This window comes from Rhodococcus sp. MEB032 (assembly GCF_030208925.1).
Lineage (GTDB): Bacteria > Actinomycetota > Actinomycetes > Mycobacteriales > Mycobacteriaceae > Rhodococcus_F > Rhodococcus_F qingshengii.
In genome coordinates, this window is record NZ_JARVSY010000010.1 from 319,127 (window position 1) to 335,029 (window position 15,903).

Here is a 15,903-nt window from a genome sequence, read left to right on the forward strand (position 1 = left end):
CAGTGAACAACAGAACTGACCACTTCGAGGTCGTGATCATCGGTGGCGGGATCTCCGGGATCGGTGCAGCAATTCACCTGCAGCGCCTCGGGATCGACAATTTTGTCCTGCTCGAGAAAGCGGACTCCCTCGGCGGCACCTGGCGCGCCAACACCTATCCCGGTTGTGCCTGCGACGTCCCGTCCGGCCTGTACTCGTATTCCTTTGCCGCCAATCCGGATTGGACCCGACTGTTCGCGGAGCAGCCGGAGATCCGCGAGTACATCGAGGACACGGCCGTCCGCCACGGGGTCGACAAGCACGTTCGCTTCGGGGTAGAAATGCTCTCCGCACAGTGGGACGCATCGCAATCACTCTGGAAGATCACAACTTCCAGCGGTGAACTCACTGCTCGTTTCGTGATAGCCGCCGCCGGCCCGTGGAACGAACCCTTGACGCCGGCGATCCCCGGGCTGGAAACGTTCGAGGGCGAGGTGTTTCATTCCTCGCAGTGGAATCACGACTACGACTTGACCGGAAAGCGCGTCGCCGTCGTAGGTACCGGCGCTTCCGCAGTCCAATTCGTGCCGCGCATCGTCTCCGACGTGTCCGCCCTTCACCTTTACCAACGCACAGCTCAATGGGTCCTTCCCAAACCCGATCACTACGTACCGCGGATCGAAAGGTCCGTCATGCGATTCGTACCGGGAGCGCACAAGGCTCTACGCAGCATCGAATACGGAATCATGGAAGCGCTTGGATTGGGGTTCCGCAATCCGTGGATCCTGCGTATCGTGCAGAAACTCGGGTCGGCCCAATTGCGCTTGCAGGTGCGCGATCCGAAGCTACGCAAGGCGCTGACTCCCGACTACACCCTCGGTTGCAAGCGACTACTCATGTCGAACTCGTACTACCCGGCCCTCGGCAGACCCAACGTGACCGTCCATGCCAACGCAGTCGAAGAGATCCACGGCAACACCGTGATCGGAGCCGACGGAGTGGAATCGGAAGTGGACGCCATCATCTTCGGAACCGGCTTCCACATCCTCGACATGCCCATCGCATCAAAGGTATTCGACGGAGAAGGTCGATCACTCGACGATCATTGGCAGGGAAGCCCGCGGGCGTACTTCGGTTCCGCCGTCAGCGGATTCCCCAACGCGTTCATTCTGCTGGGCCCGAGCCTCGGCACCGGACACACGTCGGCCTTCATGATTCTGGAAGCCCAACTGAACTATGTGGCACAGGCGATCGGCCACGCTCGTCGGCACGGCTGGAAAACCATCGACGTGCGCCCGGAAGTACAGGCAGCCTTCAACTCTCAAGTTCAGGAGGCATTGGGTACCACGGTCTACAACGCCGGTGGTTGCGAAAGCTATTTCTTCGACGTCAACGGCCGCAACAGCTTCAACTGGCCGTGGTCGTCAGGAGCCATGCGTCGACGGCTACGGGCCTTCGATCCATACGCCTACAACCACACGCTGTCCGACAACCCTGCGTCAGACGACACCCCCGCTGAGCCCACCACCACCCCCGAACCGGAGTACACCACATGAGCCTTTTCGGCACCACCTACCCGCCGATCGATCTCGACGGAGCAGTCGTCGTCATCTCCGGAGGTGGCCGCGGAATCGGCCGGGCCACAGCGGAGTTGTTCGCAGCTCGCGGCGCACTCGTCTGCGTCGGCGACCTCGACGAGGAGACGGCCGTCGACACCGCCGCATCCATCGGCGCACGGGCCCGCGGGTACGCTCTGGACGTCACCTCACGCGAATCCTGGGATGTGTTCGTCTCCACAGTGATCGGCGAATTCGGTCACATCGACATTCTGGTCAACAATGCGGGCGTGATGCCGCTCGGCAGCTTCCTCGACGAGTCCGACGCCACCAGTCGAGTAACCCTCGACGTCAATGTCTGGGGCCCGATTCACGGGATGCGCACCGTGCTGCCCGGCATGGTGGATCGGCGACGCGGTCATGTCGTCAACATCGCATCCATGGCAGGCAAGCTACCGGTGCCAGGAATGGCCGTGTACAACGCAAGCAAGTTCGGTGCGGTGGGCCTTTCCGCCTCTGCTCGTGTCGAATTCGCAGATTCCGGCGTCAGCGTCAGCGCCATCCTGCCCAGCGCGGTGCGCACCGGGCTCTCCTCCGGTGTGCCACTCGGAAAGGGCATGCCGACGGTTGAACCCGAGGTCGTGGCCGAAGCTGTCGTCGACACGGTCGCGCACCGGCGAGCCGAAACTACTGTTCCGCGTTACCTTGCGGGCTGGGACCTCATCGACGCTGTAGTACCCGAATGGATGATCAACATCGGACGCCGGGTGATCGACGATCGCCGCGCGCTGACATCGGTAGATCCGAACGGGCGTGCGGATTACGAAAAGCGAGTGGCACGTCAGGCCGAAAACGAGGAGCACGATCGGAGATGAAGCGGGTAGTTTCGTGGCCATGTACATCCGCCGCGAAACTTCTTCCGACCGTGACGCAATCTATTCACTGCTCGGGGCGGCGTTTGCCGACCAAGCGCCGCCCGGCGAGTCTCCCTACGAGATCGAACTGACACGTCAGCTCTTCGCCTCGAACGACTACTTACCGAAGTTGTCCCTTGTCGCCGTCGCCGGTGATGAGATCGTTGGTTTCGTGATCGGAACACGCGGATGGGTCGGTCCCGTTGAGGCGGTTGGCCTCGGCCCGTTGGCAGTCACACCGGACAACCAACGCAGCGGCGTCGGTTCGGCGCTGATGCACGCGGTGATCGGTGCGTCCGACGCTCTGGACGTGCCACTGCTCGCCCTCCTGGGCAGCACCGAGTACTACCCGCAGTTCGGGTTCGTCACCAGCACGGACGCCGGGATCGAGTCTCCGGAAGCCGAGTGGGGCGAGCACTTTCAGATCAGGACCCTCACCACGCACCGCCCCGATCAGACGGGGAAGTTTTCATACGCAGCGCCGTTCGGGGTCGCTTGACCCTCAGCGCGATGTAAGAGTTCTTTGACATCCAGCGCACGTAGACCTACGCTCAGGCATGTCAAAGAACTCTTACACCTGGGAGGCTTCATGAGCACCACGGCACGGTGGAGCCTGATCATCGGTATCGGCGTCGCAGCAACGCTAGCCTTCAGCTTTTTTGCAACATTGACCGCCGATGATCGGAAGACGTTGGCCTTCATCGTCTTCGCAATCGTCATGGCACCGGCTTGTATCGGGTCGGCGTGGGCCCTTTTTCCATCGGAGAACGACAAGGCCCCCGCCTACCCCGAGGACACCGTCGAAACAGAATGGAGTCGCAAGGCCGGCTTCGGCGCGTTCACCGACTTGATCACTGCCATGGGGATCGCGCTGATCGCGCACAATGTCTTCGGCGCTCCCGAACTGCCGCTCGTAATGTTTACAGCCCTCGGTCTGGCCGACTTCGGAATCCGGTACTGGGCAGTGTCGAGGGACCGCACCCCACATTCGAGATCTGACGAGATCTGATGCGCAACAACCTTCAAGAACTTCGTACGGCAGCCGGATTGTCACAGCAAGCGTGCGCCGACGCGCTCGGCATCACACGCCAGACCGTCATCTCGATCGAGAAGGGACACTTCGACCCGCGTCTGTCACTGGCGTTCCGAATCGCCGAATACTTCGACAAACGCGTAGACGACATTTTCTCCAGCTGACGCCGTCTCGAACTGACGGAAGATCAGTCGAGCTGCGGTTTCAGTCGAGCTGCGGTTTCAGTCGAACAGAGTTGGCGATCCGTTTTCGTCCTTCCCGTCTTCGACGGCCGTTGCCTTCTTGCCCGAGCCCTTGCGGACGACGGTCAACGTCGTCGTTCGACGCGACAACCTGTGCCCGTCACTGTGTTCGAGCAGCGCCATCCCCTGGCGAACTTCGACTACCGTCCACGGACCCGCATGGCCGGCTGCCTGCACGAGGTCACCGGACTCCACCTCAGTTGCCATGACCACTCCTTGTTCGTCGTGTCCTGCACGTTCTCCTTCCCATTATCGACGCGGCCACCTGGTAGTCGACGCGCAGGGTACCTACGCTGCAGCTGCAACCTTGACCGCATGGCCGACTTCGGCTCGGAATGCCGCGTATTCGGGTGAGCCTCGGAGATCGTCGGGATCGACGCCGGTTCGTGGCAGATCGATTTTCAGGTCGAGCGCGACCTTGCCCGGTCGGCTTGTCAGAACTACGACGCGGGAGCCGAGAAAGGCCGCCTCGTCGGCACTGTGAGTGACGAAGACACTTGTTCGCCCCGATTCGGCACTGACACTGCGCAGGTCCTCCTGCAGACGCTCGCGAGTGAGGGCGTCCAGCGCGGCAAAGGGTTCGTCCAACAGGAGCAACGACGTTTCGGCCGCCAAGGCACGAGCAATTGCCACCCGCTGCTGCTGCCCCCCGGAGATTTCCCAGATACGCCGGTCCGCAGTGCCGACCAGACCGACGCGGTCGAGAAGCTCGTCACGCCTTTGCCCGCGTTCGCTCTTCGCAACGCCGGCGTATTTGAGTGCCAGATCGATGTTGCCGCCCACCGATTTCCACGGAAAGAGCCGTGGCTGCTGAAACACCACTCCCGCACTCGACCCGGGAATCGGGTCGGATCCGGAGACCTGAACCGTTCCACTGGAAGGACTTTCGAAACCCGCGATCAGCCGCAGCAATGTGCTCTTGCCGCAACCCGACGCTCCGACGAGAACCAGAAACTCACCAGGTGTGACGTCGATCGATACGGGCCCGAGTGCCGTGACGGACTCTCGACCGTGGCCGTACCTGTGTGAGACGGTGTCGATTCGGATCGCGCCCGGGCGGTCGGGGGCGAATCCACCCGAGGCCTGCTGCGCGGTCACGCTACTGGTCAAGGACATCGGGAAGCCCCTTCACATAGAGAGCACTCTGAAAGACCGTCAGGTCAGGCACACTGTCGATCTGCTTCTGCTCGGCCAGGAATTGCGCTGCACTCTGCAGGTTCACTGCCAGATTCCCGGGAGCGCCCTCGGTGCCCAACCATTCCGGCGAGGAGATCTGCTCCGGAGTGAGGAACACACCCTGTTTCAACTGCGCTGCCGCGTCTTCCTTCGAGGCGCCTAATTGTGCGGCAACAGCTTCCGCTGCCGCGTTCGGATCAGTGGCGATCGTCGTGAGCGCGCGGGCCTGAACCTGGCGCCAGGTGTCGACGATCTCGGGGTGATTCTTGGCAAACGCAGTCGACACCACACCAAGATCGAGTGTCGGCTTTCCTGCTGTCGCGAGCTCACGGCTGGCGATCAACTGTGTTCCGTCCTTACGGAGTTCGTCGAGCGTGGGCAGCCAGGTGTAGACGGCATCGATGTCACCGCGCTGCCAGGCTGCGAGGGATGCTTGCGGCTGGAGATCCACCAATTGGACGTCGTCGGCACTGAGTCCGGCCTGGTTCAGCGCTGCCAGCAGACTGTAGTGCGCGGTCGAGGCGAATGCCGTGGCCACTTTCTTGCCGCGCAGATCTGCGACGGTCTTGATTCCGGTTGCGTTGCGCGCCACCAGGGCTTCGTTGTCGCCGGCCACGTCCAGAACAAACGCGACCTGATACGGAATGTTCAGCGGTGCCGAGAGTCCACGAGCAACCGGACTCGAACCGATTGCGCCGAAATCGATTTCACCGGCGATGAAGGCGGTGTTGATGTCGGCTCCCGAATCGAACTTCGTCCACTTCACGTTGTACTCGGGCAGTGCGTCTTCGAGCCAGCGATTGTTCTTGACTATCAAGTCGCCGCTCGGGAACGACTGGTAAGCGATACGGATCGTTTCCTTGGACGAATCCTGGCCCGAATGATCAACCGAGCACGCACCGAGAACAAGGGCAAGGACGCCGATCAGCACCGTGAACGCCGTCCGGGCAGCCCTTCCTTCATTGGGCGTCGAATTACTGCTGCGCTTCAGATTGCTGCTGGCGTGTTTCTGATTGTCAGTCATACTTTTCCCCTCCAGGGAACGGCGCGGCGCTCTGCAGCCCGCAGCAGTCCGTCGATGATCAGGCCGGAGAATCCGATGGCAAAGATCCCCACCAGCACGACCGGTGTGTTGTTGTAATTGCTTGCATCCTTGACCATTCCGCCGATTCCGGGGATGCCGTTGAACAGTTCGGCCGCGACCACCGACGAGTACGCCATACCTACCGACAGCCGAATGCCCGTGAAAGTTTCCGGTAAGGCCGACGGGACGACGACGTCCCGGATCACTTGCGCCCGTGAGGCTCCCAGGGCCCTGGCCGCTTCGACCAGTCCGACCGGCGCCGCGACCACAGCAGCTGTGGTGGCCACCGCTGCCGGCGGAAGAGCAGCGAGCGCCAGCAATGTAATCTTCGGCGCCTCGTCGATTCCCAGCCAGATCACCAGCAGGAAGAAATACGCCAGGGGCGGCAGTGCGCGCAGGAACGTCAACCACGGTTCGAGCAGGCTCCGCAGCCATGTCACCGATCCCATGGCCAAACCGAGGATCACGCCCACTCCGACGCCGATGATCACACCGACCAGCACCCGTCGCAGCGTCATGTAGAGGTGCTCCCAGAGCAGGTAGCCCTGGTAGCCGCGCACTCCGTCGTGCGTGGTCATCGTGTTGACGAAGGCATGCCAGACCGTGCTCGGGAACGGCACGAAGGTCTCACTCCAGGTGCCGCTCGCGGCAGCGACCTGCCACAGGGCCAAGAATGCGATCACGGAAAGCACCGGCAGTCCGACAGTGGTCACACTCGAAGTCCACGGCCGACGCGGCTCACGGTTCGGTTCCGTGACTGATGTTGGTTCTATTGCTTCGACAGGAGTCGACATCGCTGTTCTTCCTCGACGTACGGAAAATTCCGGCACACATGCAGCAACGGGCGCATATGCAGGGGCGAAGGCGCACAGAGCGGCGCCATTCTCACTCAGGAGAGTCGGAGGGAATCAACAGCAACAGCAGTTGGCACCAAGACGGCACAGGTCGACGGCGATGCGTCGTGTCAGTGGCGTCGAGGGCATGGGGGTAATTACTACCTGTGTCTGCAATTACCCGCAAATGCGGGGGAAATAGGCGTCAGTCGGCCAAGCGAACCGACAGCGAATACATGAGCGGGATCTCGGGTCGTCCGGCCGGGACTCCCCAACGCTTGCCGCCGAGTTCAGCCATCTCCTCGAATCCTTGCCAACCGTTGGCGTACGGGTACTCGTCGAAAGACTCGAGCGTCAATCCGGCGCGCCGCAAAGCTCCTAGCACCTCGGAAATGGACCAGTTGAATTCACATGAGGGGAAAGGATTTTCGAAGTTCTCGACTCCGTTTCCCTCAGCGCCTGGCAAGACGAGATCGGCCGAGTCTGCCACGTAGTCGCCCACGCCACGGGGTTCGGTCACGGGAGTCCCGCCTCCGTACGGGTATGTCAGCGACCACTTCTCGTCGAAACACATGGCAAACGGATGAAACTCCACCAGAACGAATCGACCGTTCGGCGCGAGAACACCGGCAATCCCCTCGGCCCACTCGTCGAGATCGGGTAACCAGATCACCGTTCCGTACGAAGAAAAGACTCGGTCGAACTTTCTCTGGCCAGCGGCAGCAGCGCGGAGCCACGCAGATACATCGGCACGCTCGAAATCGGCGGCAATTCCGGATTCCGCGGACAAGGTTCGGGCGAAGTCGATCGCGGAATCCGCGATGTCGACGCCGGTCACCGCGGCACCGAGAGCGGCCAAACTCAACGAATCCTGACCGGAATTGCACTGCAGATGAAGAATCGAGGAGCCGTCGATCTCGCCGAGCAGCGCCAGTTCTTCCGGATACAAGGTCGACCCGCCGTTGCGAAAGAACTGTGCCTGGTCTCCTTTGTGACTGTTGTGAGCGACGGTCGCCGCATTCCACGACAACCGATTCATCTCCGCTGCATCCATCACTACTGCATCCACCTCTACTGCATCCACTTCTCGACCCACAACAAAGTCCGCCCGAGTTCACCACGTCCCCGGTCACGTCGGCAATCGATTTACTGGGCTGGAAACCTATCCGAACGAAGATGCAACAGGTTACAGTTTTTCGACGGACCATCGAAGGAGAACCAGTGCGCTACGGACTCAGCCTGTTCACCAGTGATCGCGGCATCCGCCCTGCCGATGCAGCAAAGGCTGCGGAGGCGAATGGATTCGACGCCTTTTACGTTCCGGAGCACACTCACATCCCCGTCTCGAGGGATTCCGATCACCCCGGAACCCAGTCGGCCGAATTGCCCGACGACCGTTACATGCGCACACTCGACCCCTGGGTTGCCCTCGGCACCGCCGCGTCGGTCACGAACACCATCCGATTGGGCACCTCCGTGGCCCTCCCCCTCGAACACGATCCGATCACTCTCGCGAAAACCATCGCATCGCTGGACCATCTTTCCGGCGGACGCGTGGTCTTCGGCGTCGGATTCGGCTGGAATGCAGAGGAACTCGCCGACCACGGCGTACCGCCCAACAAACGCCGGACCGCACTCCGCGAGTATCTCGAAGCCATGGGCGAACTGTGGTCGAAGGAAGAAGCGTCGTACGACGGCCAATTCGTGAAGTACGGACCCAGCTGGGCGTGGCCCAAACCAGTTCAGAAGCCCCGTCCTCCCATCCTCTTGGGCGGCGGCGGCAACGAGAAGACTTTCAAGTGGATCGCAAAGTCTGCCGACGGGTGGATCACCACACCCATCGAGCAGGAGATCGACGGAAACGTGGAACTGCTCCGAAAGATCTGGGCCGAAGCAGGTAGAGTCGGCGAGCCTGAAATAACCGTCCTGGCAGGCAAACCCGATTCGGAGAAGCTCGCCCACTGGGAAGACATCGGTGTCACCGAAGCAATGTTCGGCACTCCGGACAAGAGCCCCGACGAGGTTGTCGGATACATGGAACGTCTGGCAGCCAAGCTCGGACGGTGAGGTCCGCCACAGCATCTTGACCTCAACTGCACTCGAGGTTTTAACGTCGGTATTGCACAAGACAGTGCAACGGCAGCAAAACCCGAGACAGAAGAGGGGCGAGGAGTGACCACAAAACTGGTTGGCACCCAATCTGTTTCGGACGACTCTGTTGATGCGGAGCCGTCCATCCGAAACTCCTTCGTCGAGGCGTTCCGGAACCATCCCGCCGGCGTCTCGATCATCACCGCAACGGGCGATGACGGCCCGGCCGGCATCACGTCATCGTCGGTGATCTCGATCAGCGCCGATCCTGCAGTTCTGGCGTTTTCACTGCAGTCGTTGCGAGGCTCTGCGAGCGTCATCGCTTCCGCCCGCAGTTTTGTTGTTCACCTGGCAAATTCGGCGAACGAACGACTGGCTTCCACGTTCGCAACCCGCGGCGCTGTGCGCTTCGGAGACGATATGCCCTGGTCGTTTCTCTCGACGGGTGAACCGTTCCTACATGGGACAGGCCACGCCCTGCGTGCGGTTCCCTTGAATGCCACTACATGTGGCGCCGCAGTGATCGTCACTGCACGCGTCGTCGACGTCATCGATCCGCAGCACATGTCAGCGCCGCTCGTCTATCACAATCGAACCTATCGGAATCTCTCGACTCACAACATTTCCTCAAAGGAAGGCATGTCACATGACTGAATACGTTCTCCCCGAACTGGATTACGACTACGCCGCTCTCGAACCGCACATCTCCGGCGAGATCATGGAACTGCACCACAGCAAGCACCACGCCACGTACGTGGCGGGCGCCAACAGCGCAATCGAGCAGTTGGCTGCTGCGCGCGAAGACGGCACGATCACCGCGAAGGCGCCGCTGCTCAGCAAGAACCTCGCCTTCCACCTCGGCGGCCACACCAATCACTCCATCTTCTGGAAGAACCTCTCCCCCAACGGCGGTGAGCGGCCAGAGGGCGAGTTGGCAGCCGCAATCGACGAGCACTTCGGCACCTTCGACGCATTCGTCAACCACTTCTCCGCTGTAGCAACCACTTTGCAGGGGTCCGGCTGGGCCGTACTGGCCTACGACACGGTCGGGCAGCGCCTGGTCATCGAGCAGCTCACCGACCAGCAAGGCAACATCAGCATCGGTATCGTTCCGTTGCTCATGCTCGACATGTGGGAGCACGCTTTCTACCTGCAGTACAAGAACGTCAAGGCCGACTACGTGAAGGCCTACTGGAACGTCATCAACTGGGAAGACGTTGCACAGCGTTACGCAACGGCCACGGCGGCGACGGGCTTGATCGTCCCCGCCTGATCGTCCCCACCTGATCACTGCCGCTTCACCCCGATCACCCCAGCTCGGCACGGTGGCTCCGTTGCCGAGCTGGGTTTCTGCACCCACGAAGTCGATGTATGTGAAGGCAGGTAACATACACCGAGCGCGGCTGACTCGGCCGTCCGCCGATTCGACTCCGAGGGGAACCAGTGCTCGATATCAGTGGTTTGATCGCGACATGGCGTCCGACGCTGGACACCGCAGCACGCAATGCATGGGGACTCTCGTTCGGCGACGGTGTCGAGAAGACCGAACGCACCCCGTCCGTACTGATCAGCGAAGGTCCACACCGCGATCTGTATCGCTTCGGCGCATTGTGGAGGCCAAGAGGTAATCCGGTTCTCCTCGTACCGCCCCTCGCGGTTTCAGCCGACTGTTACGACCTTCGTGCGGGCCAAAGCCTCGCCGCGCACCTACTGGATGGGGCGAACACGCCCTACCTCCTCGACTACGGGACCATGCGGTACTCCGACCGCGGGATGGGTTTCGAGGCCTGGGTCGACGACATCATCCCGGAAGCGATCCGTACGATCTCGGACCTACATGACGGCGCACCGGTTTCGCTGATCGGGTGGAGCCTCGGCGGGACCATGTCTCTGCTCACGGGCTCCGCTCACTCCGACCTGCCGATCGCATCGATCACGGCAATCGGAACGCCAATCGATTACACGAAGATTCCCGCTATCAGCCCCTTGAGGCTGATCGGCAAATATACGGGCGACACCCCACTCACGTCCGCGACCAATCTTGTCGGCGGACTACCTGCTCCACTCGTTCAGGCGAGTTACAAGGTGACGGCGTTGCAGCGCGAAGTTCTCAAGCCATGGTTCATCATGCGCAACCTCCACAACACCGAGACACTGGCTCGCATGGAATCGATAGACAAGTTCATGGCAGCCATGCCTGGATACCCCGGCAAGGCTTTTCAGCAGATCTGCGAACAACTCATGCTGGGCAACAATCTCTTCAACGACACCGTCACGCTTGCCGGACGCGAGATCAAACTGTCAGCTCTGAGCGTTCCCGTTCTCGCGGTCGGCGGCACCACTGACGTGATTGCACCCATCGCTTCGGTGGAAGCGATCACGTCGGTCCTCACCGGAGCGCCGTCGGTCCGGTTCGAGAAGGCGCCGGGAAGTCACCTCGGGCTCGTTGCCGGCCCCACCGCGAGAGACTCCACCTGGGCGCACATCGACGAATTCTTGAAAGAGAATGCACCGCAGTTGGTTTCGACTAGCTAAATCACGGCGTTGTGATGCCCGCGGCTACAGCTGCCTTGTGCCAATCCGGGAATTCACTCAGCAAACGGGTGTACAACTGGGCGTCGTCGACGGTGTCGATGTCGTCCAGCGCGAAGAATCCGGCATTGTCGACCACCCTGCCGTCGAGGTCGTCGAGCTTCTCCAGCACTCCGTAGTTGGCCTTGCCGATTCCGACGAACTGCCAAAAGGCCGGGAGCCCAGACGCTTCGCGCATCAATTTCGTGATTTCCTTGCGCTCGCTGAAGCCACCGTCGGTGAAGAACAGGACGAGCGTCGGCGCGGAACCACGTGTCAGGCCGGAAAGAATCTCAGTCATGATCGGCACTTCACGATTTGCGGCGCCGATCTTGTCGTAGTTGAATCCGCCGTGCGAGCCGCGCAAGTGCAGGTAGGTATCCGACCACTCTTCCGCGTCATGGACAGAGATCTCGGGGAGTTTGACGAAGCTGACTGCATACAAGTACGGCTCCAGCTTGCCGTCGTCATCGAGTTGGATCGCAACGGGAATCATGCGTTCGACAACACGATGCACCACTCTGGTGCGGTACTGCTTGGCCATACTTCCGGTTTTGTCGATCACCAGGACCACCCGTGCCCGAATTCCGTTGCCACCCTTCGTCAGCAGGACCTTGGCCACTTCGCGCTTTCGGAGGTCCAGCTTCTCCCGCTTCACCATGGAGAGTTTGGCTTCGTCGGGCACGGTCCGAATGCCGTCTGTCGTTTCAGCAGAGCCGGCGGGTCGAGCCTGCGGTTCCTCGTCGACCGACACTCCGAATGCTGTTACCAGGTCCGCCAATCCGCTGTCCCAGCCAGCTGACACGTTTCGCAGCTTCCAGCCCGCGCCGCGGCGATAGATCTCGACGAGAACCGCTGCCCTCTCACTCGTCAACCCCAAAGCCTGAGCCACGATGGCGGTGGAACCAACCTGCTCCACCACGACCCCAAGGCCCCCGACAGCAGACAGGGTTCCGTTTGCCGCCGCATCAAGTGCCACGGCAACACTCAGCTGATGGATGTCAGCGGGCAACCTCGCAATGTCGATTTCGATGACGCCGCCGGGCTCCAAGCGCACCGCGCCTTCGGGTGAGACCGGCTGATTGAAGAAGACAAAATCTGCGTCGTCCCGTACTTTGTTCCGTTCGTCGAGCTGGAACACCATCAGGTCTACCGTGCCCGGAGCGCTACCGTTCACCGCCACCTTCAGCGAAGTTCCCTCAACGACTGTGTTCGCTCCACGCGCCAGCTCCATACCGGAAGATTAGCTGGCCACCAAAGAATCCACGGCCCCGCGGTCGGAAGAATCACAGCACACTTTCAGCAATCGCGAGGATTCTCGAGGCAGACTGTTCGTGGAAGATTTGTCGCACGCGGGACCAAGAGCCTGAACATCGACAGAATCCTAGGGTCGATCAGGAGGTCAAAATGCCGCACGGCCAGACGCGCACCATCCCGATGTTGCCACTGTTGCCACCTCTGACGAATTTCGACGACGCAAGTCGCTCGGTCGTGTCCTACCTCGACGAATATCTTCCGCTGGCACTGTGGTCGATCACGCGGTTCGACGGGTCCAATCAAATCTTTCTCACCGTCTCACCCAACCCACTTCACATCGAAGTCGGCGAGACCCGGGCTTGGCCAAACACCATGTGCAGCGAGGTGGTACTCGGAAATGCGCCGCCAGTCTCATCGAATCGCGCGCTCGTGCGCGCACTGTCCCGTGATGGCAGGTGGGAAGGCATTGGCGCATACGTCAGCATCCCAATCCTCCACAACGACGGCAGTCTCTTCGGCACTCTGTGTGGCGCCGACCCGAGTGCGGGCGACTCCGCACTCGAGGACAACCTAGCCCTCCTCAATCTCCTGTGCCGACTTCTCGGAACCATTCTCGATGTCGACTATCAGCGCGCGCAGTCAGTCCGACTGGCCGAAACTGCGCAACTCGATGCCGAGACCGACCCGTTGACAGGTCTTCTCAATCGGCGCGGGTGGAATCGCATCCTCGAGGCCGAGCAAACTCGGTACCGCCAATTCGCCGATCCGGGAGCTATCATCATCGTCGATCTGGACGGCATGAAGACCATCAACGACGAACTCGGCCACGCCGCGGGCGACGAATACGTTCAAAGGGCCGGCAAGATCTTGGCAGCGTGCGCGCACCCTGGTGCGGTGGTTTCACGGTTGGGCGGAGACGAGTTCGGAATCGCTCTGCCCGATACACAGCCGCGCGCCGTCGACTACCTGCTCGAGTGTTTGGAGAAGGCGTTCCGGAATGCCGACGTCTGTTGTTCGATCGGTCGAGCCGACTTTTCCATGACCCAAAGCCTTTCCGAGACTTGGGATACGGCCGATGCGGAGATGTACCGCCACAAGCGCTCGAAGCACTGATTCGACTCCTCCACGGCCGGTTGGCACCGCATCGGGGGGATCCCTTCGATGCGGTGCTCGGCCGTGTTCTGTTGTGCCTGAGGTTCGTTCTCAGGTTTTGAAGGTGGTGTTCGCTGGGCGCGGTTGCTGCTGCGGGTCGATCGAGGGTGGTGGGATGAACCAGGGTTTGTTGTCGACCCCGATGCGGATCGCCCATTTCCCGACGAACCCGGCTTTGCGGTGCATCAGCCGGTGATGTGAACGGCACAGCAGGACCAGGTTGTTCATCACCGTCGGCCCGCCGTTCGCCCAGTGCCGGATATGGTGCGCATCGGTCCAGGCGGGCACGCATGTGCAGCCCGGGAACGCGCAGCCTCTGTCGCGGGCAATCAACGCAGTCCGTTGTTCGGCGGTGACCAGCCTCTTTCCTGGTTGCGCATCCAAGGGCGCGCCGTGATCATCGAGCAGCACCGTGGACAGGAAACAATCACAGCCGAGGAGTCTGGTCTGCGACACCGAGAGCGGCCCCAGCCACGGCATGTGCCCGACATCAAGATCAGACACAGCCACTCCACCACCATCAGTTGGTGTGGCGGCGCAGTCCCGATGCTCCGCCAGATCCCGAGCATTGATGTGCACATTCACATGCGGACGCTGACCACCATCGGTGCCAGTCCTCGCGCAGTCCAGGTAACGCCGGATCAGTTCGGTGAACCCGTCCGCGGTCCGCTTCGCCGCCGACCGAGCATCGGGAGTCCCGTCCGGTGCCGGGGTCGGCATCGTCAGATTCGACAACGCCGACAACAACATTTCGCCGGTGAGGGCGTCGAAATCACCACGCACCACCACCCGGCCGTTCAAGGTCGAGGCGATCCGCAACTCATTGAGATCGACATCCTCGGCGGGCGGGATCTCATCGGACTCGAACAACCGCTCCAAGGTCGCGATCACGTTCCGCACCTTCGTGGTCGTCGCCTCCACCCCCGATGCCGCAGCCAACAACAAATCGATGCACTTCGGTAGCGCCTCCTCCGGCATCCCCTTCGGCGGTGACTCACAGAACGCCACGATCAACACGGCATGATCGAACGAGCAATCCCCGCCATCGAACCGAGCCGCCACCGCCGGAAACGGCCGCAAAGCCGCACCCAACGCGGCGATCTTCTTCCCGTCCCGAACCTGCAGCATCGTGTTCGCCGCCAACCACGCACCCACACCGCGGCTGGCAATCACCTGATCATCGGAACGCAACGAAAGTTCGTCGACCACCGCCACACGAACGGCTTCGAGGCGCAGAATCTCCGCACTCGCCGACACCGCAGCAGCGCGCAACTCAGCAGCAGTCAACCGCCACAACCGTCCGCGTAACCCCACCGCAGAACCAGACACCACATCCGACAACAAGACAGTCATTGAATCCCCCGATCCCCTCCCCAAATCATACTCGAACATGCGTTCGAGTCAATACCTCGCTACCAGCGCAAATAAGAGCAGGGAATAGTTCGACCGTCACACGCGTATTATTTGAGTAAGCAATACTTGCGGTCGCAAATAAATGGAGGGCGTCACCGATGACAACTGATGAACACGTACGTGGTCGTGTGTGGCGCGACCTCGTCGTCTCCCACAGCGTCATCCTCGGCAAGATGGAGGCGGACCTTCGAACCACCACCGGACTCACCCTTGGCCAGTACGACGTTCTGCTCCGACTGCACGAAGCTCCGGGAAACACGATCCGAATGGGCGATCTGGCCGAACTGGTCCTGGTCACCACCAGTGGCGTGACGCGCGTCGTCGATCGATTGGTCGAGGCCGGATTAGTGGAGCGCGTTAGACCGGACAACGATCGACGCGTCGTGACGGTATCGATGACGCCTGCGGGCAAGAAGACGCTTCGAAAAGCGTCCGCCATACACACGCGAGGGATCGCCGAATACTTCTCCGATCTCATTGAAACCGAGGAGCTTCCGGTACTCGAACGCTTCTTCTCCCGACTTGCCACACATCACACGAATCAAGGCGGCGCATGCGATGCGCACGTAGAACAGCTTTCCATCACCCCCACGAACAGATAG

18 protein-coding genes are annotated in these 15,903 nt (G+C 61.1%); 11 read left to right on the forward strand and 7 right to left on the reverse strand.

The window, feature by feature from the left end; translation table 11 throughout:
- Positions 1-2: 2 nt before the first annotated feature.
- The 5 genes from QRN54_RS11725 to QRN54_RS11745 all read left to right on the forward strand — a co-directional run bounded on the left by QRN54_RS11725 (position 3) and on the right by QRN54_RS11745 (position 3,646).
- Positions 3-1,535, forward strand: a complete 1,533-nt coding sequence (locus QRN54_RS11725) for a flavin-containing monooxygenase (protein ID WP_054187715.1) — start codon at positions 3-5, stop codon at positions 1,533-1,535.
- Positions 1,532-2,410, forward strand: a complete 879-nt coding sequence (locus tag QRN54_RS11730; protein ID WP_065455251.1) for an SDR family oxidoreductase — start codon at positions 1,532-1,534, stop codon at positions 2,408-2,410. The genes QRN54_RS11725 and QRN54_RS11730 overlap by 4 nt, the downstream gene beginning before the upstream one ends.
- A 19-nt stretch (positions 2,411-2,429) precedes the next feature.
- The gene (locus QRN54_RS11735; RefSeq protein WP_003940356.1) at positions 2,430-2,948 is read left to right on the forward strand and encodes a GNAT family N-acetyltransferase; all 519 of its coding nucleotides are present in this window, start codon (positions 2,430-2,432) and stop codon (positions 2,946-2,948) included.
- 90 nt (positions 2,949-3,038) lie between these two features.
- Positions 3,039-3,458, forward strand: coding sequence for a hypothetical protein (locus tag QRN54_RS11740; protein ID WP_218695843.1), 420 nt, complete (start codon positions 3,039-3,041; stop codon positions 3,456-3,458).
- The gene (locus tag QRN54_RS11745; RefSeq protein ID WP_003940277.1) at positions 3,458-3,646 is read left to right on the forward strand and encodes a helix-turn-helix transcriptional regulator; all 189 of its coding nucleotides are present in this window, start codon (positions 3,458-3,460) and stop codon (positions 3,644-3,646) included. Before QRN54_RS11740 ends, QRN54_RS11745 begins: the two co-directional genes overlap by 1 nt.
- 57 nt (positions 3,647-3,703) lie before the next feature.
- Here the strand turns inward: QRN54_RS11745 and QRN54_RS11750 are convergent, their stop codons facing one another.
- The 5 genes from QRN54_RS11750 to QRN54_RS11770 all read right to left on the reverse strand — a co-directional run bounded on the left by QRN54_RS11750 (position 3,704) and on the right by QRN54_RS11770 (position 7,913).
- Positions 3,704-3,931 (reverse strand): hypothetical protein, encoded by a 228-nt coding sequence (locus QRN54_RS11750; RefSeq protein ID WP_030535223.1) that lies wholly within the window; start codon positions 3,929-3,931, stop codon positions 3,704-3,706.
- Between the two features lie 81 nt (positions 3,932-4,012).
- Positions 4,013-4,840, reverse strand: a complete 828-nt coding sequence (locus QRN54_RS11755; protein ID WP_007733784.1) for an ABC transporter ATP-binding protein — start codon at positions 4,838-4,840, stop codon at positions 4,013-4,015.
- Positions 4,824-5,924 carry a taurine ABC transporter substrate-binding protein gene (locus QRN54_RS11760; protein ID WP_231782504.1) on the reverse strand — a complete coding sequence of 367 codons (1,101 nt, stop codon included), beginning with the start codon at positions 5,922-5,924 and terminating at the stop codon, positions 4,824-4,826. The genes QRN54_RS11755 and QRN54_RS11760 overlap by 17 nt, the downstream gene beginning before the upstream one ends.
- Positions 5,921-6,778 carry an ABC transporter permease gene (locus QRN54_RS11765; protein WP_277377528.1) on the reverse strand — a complete coding sequence of 286 codons (858 nt, stop codon included), beginning with the start codon at positions 6,776-6,778 and terminating at the stop codon, positions 5,921-5,923. The genes QRN54_RS11760 and QRN54_RS11765 overlap by 4 nt, the downstream gene beginning before the upstream one ends.
- A gap of 244 nt (positions 6,779-7,022) precedes the next feature.
- A complete protein-coding gene (locus QRN54_RS11770) occupies positions 7,023-7,913 on the reverse strand; it encodes a class I SAM-dependent methyltransferase (protein ID WP_285182051.1) in 891 nt (296 codons plus the stop codon).
- Positions 7,914-8,038: 125 nt separating this feature from the next.
- On the opposite strand from QRN54_RS11770, the gene QRN54_RS11775 reads away from it, so the two are divergent.
- The 4 genes from QRN54_RS11775 to QRN54_RS11790 all read left to right on the forward strand — a co-directional run bounded on the left by QRN54_RS11775 (position 8,039) and on the right by QRN54_RS11790 (position 11,443).
- The gene (locus tag QRN54_RS11775) at positions 8,039-8,884 is read left to right on the forward strand and encodes an LLM class F420-dependent oxidoreductase (protein WP_050654799.1); all 846 of its coding nucleotides are present in this window, start codon (positions 8,039-8,041) and stop codon (positions 8,882-8,884) included.
- Between the two features lie 105 nt (positions 8,885-8,989).
- A complete protein-coding gene (locus QRN54_RS11780; protein ID WP_042451450.1) occupies positions 8,990-9,562 on the forward strand; it encodes a flavin reductase family protein in 573 nt (190 codons plus the stop codon).
- A complete protein-coding gene (locus tag QRN54_RS11785; protein ID WP_030535220.1) occupies positions 9,555-10,181 on the forward strand; it encodes a superoxide dismutase in 627 nt (208 codons plus the stop codon). Before QRN54_RS11780 ends, QRN54_RS11785 begins: the two co-directional genes overlap by 8 nt.
- A 170-nt stretch (positions 10,182-10,351) precedes the next feature.
- Positions 10,352-11,443: an alpha/beta fold hydrolase gene (locus QRN54_RS11790; RefSeq protein WP_058226197.1), complete on the forward strand. Its 1,092-nt coding sequence runs from the start codon at positions 10,352-10,354 to the stop codon at positions 11,441-11,443.
- A gap of 1 nt (position 11,444) precedes the next feature.
- On the opposite strand, the gene QRN54_RS11795 is transcribed toward QRN54_RS11790, so the two are convergent.
- Positions 11,445-12,713, reverse strand: coding sequence for a vWA domain-containing protein (locus tag QRN54_RS11795; RefSeq protein ID WP_030535218.1), 1,269 nt, complete (start codon positions 12,711-12,713; stop codon positions 11,445-11,447).
- 173 nt (positions 12,714-12,886) lie between these two features.
- On the opposite strand from QRN54_RS11795, the gene QRN54_RS11800 reads away from it, so the two are divergent.
- Entirely contained in the window at positions 12,887-13,849 is a 963-nt protein-coding gene (locus tag QRN54_RS11800) for a sensor domain-containing diguanylate cyclase (RefSeq protein ID WP_058037733.1), read from the forward strand.
- A gap of 90 nt (positions 13,850-13,939) precedes the next feature.
- Here the strand turns inward: QRN54_RS11800 and QRN54_RS11805 are convergent, their stop codons facing one another.
- Complete coding sequence (locus QRN54_RS11805) at positions 13,940-15,241, reverse strand: HNH endonuclease signature motif containing protein (RefSeq protein ID WP_285182052.1); 1,302 nt, start codon at positions 15,239-15,241, stop codon at positions 13,940-13,942.
- A 158-nt stretch (positions 15,242-15,399) separates the two neighbouring features.
- Between QRN54_RS11805 and QRN54_RS11810 the strand changes: the two genes are divergently transcribed.
- Positions 15,400-15,903 (forward strand): MarR family winged helix-turn-helix transcriptional regulator, encoded by a 504-nt coding sequence (locus QRN54_RS11810; RefSeq protein ID WP_007731489.1) that lies wholly within the window; start codon positions 15,400-15,402, stop codon positions 15,901-15,903.

What these genes read in the sequence shown, in the direction of transcription:
- QRN54_RS11785 (WP_030535220.1), top strand. Translation starts at nt 9,555, where the DNA reads ATGACTGAATACGTTCTCCCCGAACTGGATTACGACTACGCCGCTCTC.
- QRN54_RS11760 (WP_231782504.1), bottom strand. Translation starts at nt 5,924, where the DNA reads ATGACTGACAATCAGAAACACGCCAGCAGCAATCTGAAGCGCAGCAGT.
- QRN54_RS11810 (WP_007731489.1), top strand. Translation starts at nt 15,400, where the DNA reads ATGACAACTGATGAACACGTACGTGGTCGTGTGTGGCGCGACCTCGTC.
- QRN54_RS11755 (WP_007733784.1), bottom strand. Translation starts at nt 4,840, where the DNA reads ATGTCCTTGACCAGTAGCGTGACCGCGCAGCAGGCCTCGGGTGGATTC.
- QRN54_RS11805 (WP_285182052.1), bottom strand. Translation starts at nt 15,241, where the DNA reads ATGACTGTCTTGTTGTCGGATGTGGTGTCTGGTTCTGCGGTGGGGTTA.
- QRN54_RS11740 (WP_218695843.1), top strand. Translation starts at nt 3,039, where the DNA reads ATGAGCACCACGGCACGGTGGAGCCTGATCATCGGTATCGGCGTCGCA.
- QRN54_RS11800 (WP_058037733.1), top strand. Translation starts at nt 12,887, where the DNA reads ATGCCGCACGGCCAGACGCGCACCATCCCGATGTTGCCACTGTTGCCA.
- QRN54_RS11745 (WP_003940277.1), top strand. Translation starts at nt 3,458, where the DNA reads ATGCGCAACAACCTTCAAGAACTTCGTACGGCAGCCGGATTGTCACAG.
- QRN54_RS11750 (WP_030535223.1), bottom strand. Translation starts at nt 3,931, where the DNA reads ATGGCAACTGAGGTGGAGTCCGGTGACCTCGTGCAGGCAGCCGGCCAT.
- QRN54_RS11735 (WP_003940356.1), top strand. Translation starts at nt 2,430, where the DNA reads ATGTACATCCGCCGCGAAACTTCTTCCGACCGTGACGCAATCTATTCA.
- QRN54_RS11730 (WP_065455251.1), top strand. Translation starts at nt 1,532, where the DNA reads ATGAGCCTTTTCGGCACCACCTACCCGCCGATCGATCTCGACGGAGCA.
- QRN54_RS11795 (WP_030535218.1), bottom strand. Translation starts at nt 12,713, where the DNA reads ATGGAGCTGGCGCGTGGAGCGAACACAGTCGTTGAGGGAACTTCGCTG.
- QRN54_RS11765 (WP_277377528.1), bottom strand. Translation starts at nt 6,778, where the DNA reads ATGTCGACTCCTGTCGAAGCAATAGAACCAACATCAGTCACGGAACCG.